Source organism: Fulvivirga aurantia (assembly GCF_009711475.1).
GTDB classification, from domain to species: Bacteria; Bacteroidota; Bacteroidia; order Cytophagales; family Cyclobacteriaceae; genus Fulvivirga; species Fulvivirga aurantia.
The window spans coordinates 1-4284 of the sequence record NZ_SMMD01000581.1; the positions used below are offsets into that span (position 1 = coordinate 1).

Here is a 4284-nt window from a genome sequence, read left to right on the forward strand (position 1 = left end):
CCTATTTGTATGTATGTATTGATCTTAAGCCTCTCCTACTGTCCCACCAAAATTGATAGGAAACTTGGGAGCCTCTTCAGTCTTCTTTATTGGCCCAAAACTATCTTCGTACTTTTCGATATTCTCTTTTAAAGCATTCAATAGTCTTTTGGCATGTTCCGGAGTTACCACAATTCTAGATTTTACTTTAGCCTTTGGTACACCCGGCATGAGACGAATAAAGTCAATCACAAACTCACTGTTTGAGTGAGCAATCATGGCCAGATTAGCATATACACCCTCTGCTGTTTCTTCAGAAAGCTCAATGTTTATCTGATTTTGATTTTGCTTTGCTTTTTGGTTGTCCTTTTCGTCAGCCATAATTAATTACCTTCTTGAAGTTCCTTTTCTTTTGATCCTTTCTTAGACGCTACGAGGTTATCATATTCCTCCTGAGAACCAACAAAGATGTCTTTAAACCTTCTTTGTCCTGTACCAGCCGGAATCAAATGACCTACAATAACATTCTCTTTAAGTCCCATCAGAAGATCTTCTTTACCTCTAATTGAAGCTTCACTAAGTACCTTAGTAGTCTCCTGGAAAGAAGCTGCAGATAAGAAACTTTCTGTCTTCAATGAAGCTTGAGTAATACCCTGCAATACTGGTTTAGAAACTGCTGATAATGCATCTCTAACTTCCACCTGCTTAAGATCTTTACGCTTCAATGTTGAGTTTTCATCTCTCAACTCTCTAGGAGTGATAATTTGACCAGGTCTTAGATTCTCAGAATCACCTGCATCAACTACCACCTTCTTATCGAGTACTCTGTCGTTTTCTTCTCTAAAGGCAAACTTATCTACACTCTCGTTGATAAGGAATGTCGTATCTCCAGAGTCGATGATTTGAACTTTCTGCATCATCTGGCTTACTATAGCCTCGATGTGCTTATCGTTAATCTTCACACCCTGTAGACGATATACTTCCTGTATCTCATTTACCAAGTACTCTTGTACTGCAGTTGGTCCTTTAATAGACAAGATATCTGCTGGTGTAATGGCTCCGTCAGAAAGTGGGTAACCCGCTTTCACAAAGTCATTGTCCTGAACAAGAATGTGCTTAGAAAGAGAAACAAGGTATCTCTTCTTAATTCCATCTTTGGATTCGATGAAGATTTCTCTATTACCACGCTTAATACCACCGTAAGTAACAACTCCATCGATCTCTGACACCACAGCCGGGTTAGACGGGTTACGCGCTTCGAAAAGCTCAGTAACTCGAGGCAGACCCCCTGTAATATCTCTTGATTTACCCATTGTACGAGGAATCTTAGCTAATATTTGACCAGCCTTGATCTTCTCTCCGTTCTCAACAGCCAAGTGAGCGCCTACAGGTATGTTATAACCTTTAGAGTCGTTCTTAGCATTTACAATAAGAACCGGGTTCTTCGTTTTATCTTTAGTATCTGTAATTACTTTTTCTCTGTGACCAGTCTGCTCATCAGACTCTTCCTTATAAGTAATACCTTCAATGATCGATTCAAATTCAATTGTACCATCAAATTCTGAAAGGATTACTGCATTGTAAGGGTCCCAGAATACAAGCTGATCACCTTTAGATACTTTTTGTCCTTCTTTTACTGTAAGGAATGAACCGTAAGGTACGTGGTTAGAAATTAATACTTGTTTCTTCTTAGGATCAACAACTTTAACTTCACCCGTTCTACCCATTACAACCTCGACTTTATCTCCGTCTTTATTGGTTGTTTTGATAGTTCTAATTCCTTCAAACTCTATCTCTCCATCAAATTTAGCTTTGATGTTTGCATCTACAGCAATGTTAGAAGCAGTACCACCTACGTGGAATGTACGAAGAGTAAGCTGTGTACCTGGCTCACCAATAGACTGAGCTGCAATTACTCCTACAGCTTCTCCAGTGTGTACCATTTTACCTGTTGCCAGGTTACGGCCGTAACACTTAGCACAACCTCCCTGCTTAGTTTCGCAAGTAAGTAGTGATCTAATTTCTACTTCCTCTATACTTGTTTCATCTATTCTCTTAGCGATTTGCTCAGTAATCTCAGCACCAGACTCACATATAAGTTCGTCAGTTACCGGATCGTAAACATCATGCACAGATACTCTACCTAAAATTCTTTCTGATAGAGGCTCAACAATGTCTTCATTGTCTTTAAGCGCTGCTACAGTAAGACCTCTAAGTGTATTACAATCAAACTCTGTGATTACGACATCCTGAGCTACGTCAACAAGACGTCTGGTTAGGTAACCAGCATCTGCCGTTTTCAAAGCAGTATCTGCAAGACCCTTTCTAGCACCGTGAGTTGAAATAAAGTACTCTATTACGTCTAGACCTTCCTTAAAGTTAGATAGAATCGGGTTTTCAATAATCGCCCCAACTGATCCTGCTAGGTTTTTCTGAGGCTTAGCCATTAGACCCCTCATACCACCAAGCTGGCGAATCTGCTCTCTTGAACCTCTCGCTCCAGAGTGCATCATCATGTAGATTGAGTTGAATCCCTGATCATCTTCTTCAAGTTGCTGCATCAGCTCGTTAGTCAATTGAGTATTGATTCTTGTCCAGATGTCAATCACCTGATTGTAACGCTCATTGTCTGTAATAAGACCCATTAGGTAGTTATTCCAAACTGCATCAACTTCTTCTTTTGCCTGAGCAACAAGACCTTCTTTTACTTCCGGTACGGCCACATCGTTTAGTCCCATAGAAAGACCACCTTTATAAGCCATTTGGAAACCAAGATGCTTAATATCATCAAGGAAGTGTGCTGTTCTCGCAACTCCAGCTATCTTGTAAACATCAAGGATAATTGTCTGAAGTTTCTTCTTTGTAAGAAGCTCATCTACGAAACCTACCTCTTCAGGTACGTACTGATTAAAGATTACTCTACCAGCTACAGTTTCTATTATCTTAGTTTCAAGTTCGCCATTTTCATTTCTTACTTTGGTTCTCACCTTGATGTAAGCATGCTTAGAAAGTGTTCCTTCGTTGATAGCAATTACTACTTCCTCAGCACTGTAGAAAGTCATATTTTCACCAGCTACAGGGCTTTCTTTAGTACCTCTTCTACCTTTTGTTACGTAGTAAAGACCTAATACCATGTCCTGAGAAGGTACAGTAATAGGCGCACCGTTTGCCGGGTTCAGAATATTGTGTGAAGAAAGCATCAGCATTGAAGCTTCTAACACTGCCTCCTGACCTAGTGGTACGTGTACCGCCATCTGGTCACCGTCAAAGTCAGCGTTAAATGCTGTACATACTAACGGGTGAAGTTGAATCGCTTTACCTTCAATAAGTTTAGGCTGGAATGCCTGAATACCTAATCTGTGAAGCGTTGGAGCCCTGTTGAGTAGTACTGGATGTCCTTTAAGTACATTCTCAAGGATATCCCAAACTACAGGATCTTTTCTGTCTACAATCTTCTTCGCAGACTTCACAGTTTTTACAATACCTCTTTCAATAAGCTTTCTTATGATAAACGGCTTAAATAACTCTGCCGCCATGTCTTTAGGAAGACCGCACTCATGTAACTTGAGCTCAGGACCTACGACAATTACAGAACGACCAGAGTAATCTACCCTTTTACCAAGTAAGTTTTGACGGAATCTACCTTGCTTACCTTTAAGCATGTCACTTAAAGATTTTAAGGCTCTGTTTCCATCAGATCTTACAGCATTTACTTTTCTTGAGTTATCGAAAAGTGAATCTACCGCCTCTTGAAGCATTCTTTTCTCATTTCTAAGAATTACTTCAGGAGCTTTGATATCTATAAGTCTTTTAAGACGGTTGTTTCTGATAATTACTCTTCTATAAAGATCGTTAAGATCTGAAGTAGCAAATCTACCACCATCTAGAGGCACTAATGGTCTCAACTCTGGTGGAATAACAGGAACCATCTTAATCACCATCCACTCAGGACGGTTTTCGATTCTTGTTTTTGCATCTCTAAAAGCCTCAACAACCTTAAGTCTCTTAAGTGCTTCTGCTTTTCTTTGTTGAGATGTATCAGTTGCTGCCTGATGTCTAAGGTCATAAGAAAGTTGGTCTAACTCAGTACGAGCTAATAACATTTCTAGGGCCTCAGCACCCATCTTAGCGATGAATTTGTTAGGATCATCATCGTCTAGCAACTGATTTTCTCTTGGCATTTTATCCAAGATATCCAGGTACTCATCTTCAGTAAGGAAATCCATCTTTGAAATTCCATCCTCTTCCTTAATACCTGGTTGTATTACTACATATCTCTCGTAGTATATAATTTGGTCTAGCTTC

At 39.8% G+C, this 4284-nt stretch carries 2 protein-coding genes; both read right to left on the reverse strand.

Features of this window, described 5'->3' with window-relative positions; genetic code table 11:
• Positions 1-24 precede the first annotated feature (24 nt).
• Positions 25-360 carry a DUF3467 domain-containing protein gene (locus tag E1176_RS05025; protein WP_155209473.1) on the reverse strand — a complete coding sequence of 112 codons (336 nt, stop codon included), beginning with the start codon at positions 358-360 and terminating at the stop codon, positions 25-27.
• Between the two features lie 2 nt (positions 361-362).
• Positions 363-4284 (reverse strand): DNA-directed RNA polymerase subunit beta' (rpoC, locus tag E1176_RS05030; RefSeq protein ID WP_155209474.1); only part of this gene is annotated, 3922 nt, incomplete at its 5' end.

What these genes read in the sequence shown, in the direction of transcription:
- E1176_RS05025 (WP_155209473.1), bottom strand. Translation starts at nt 360, where the DNA reads ATGGCTGACGAAAAGGACAACCAAAAAGCAAAGCAAAATCAAAATCAG.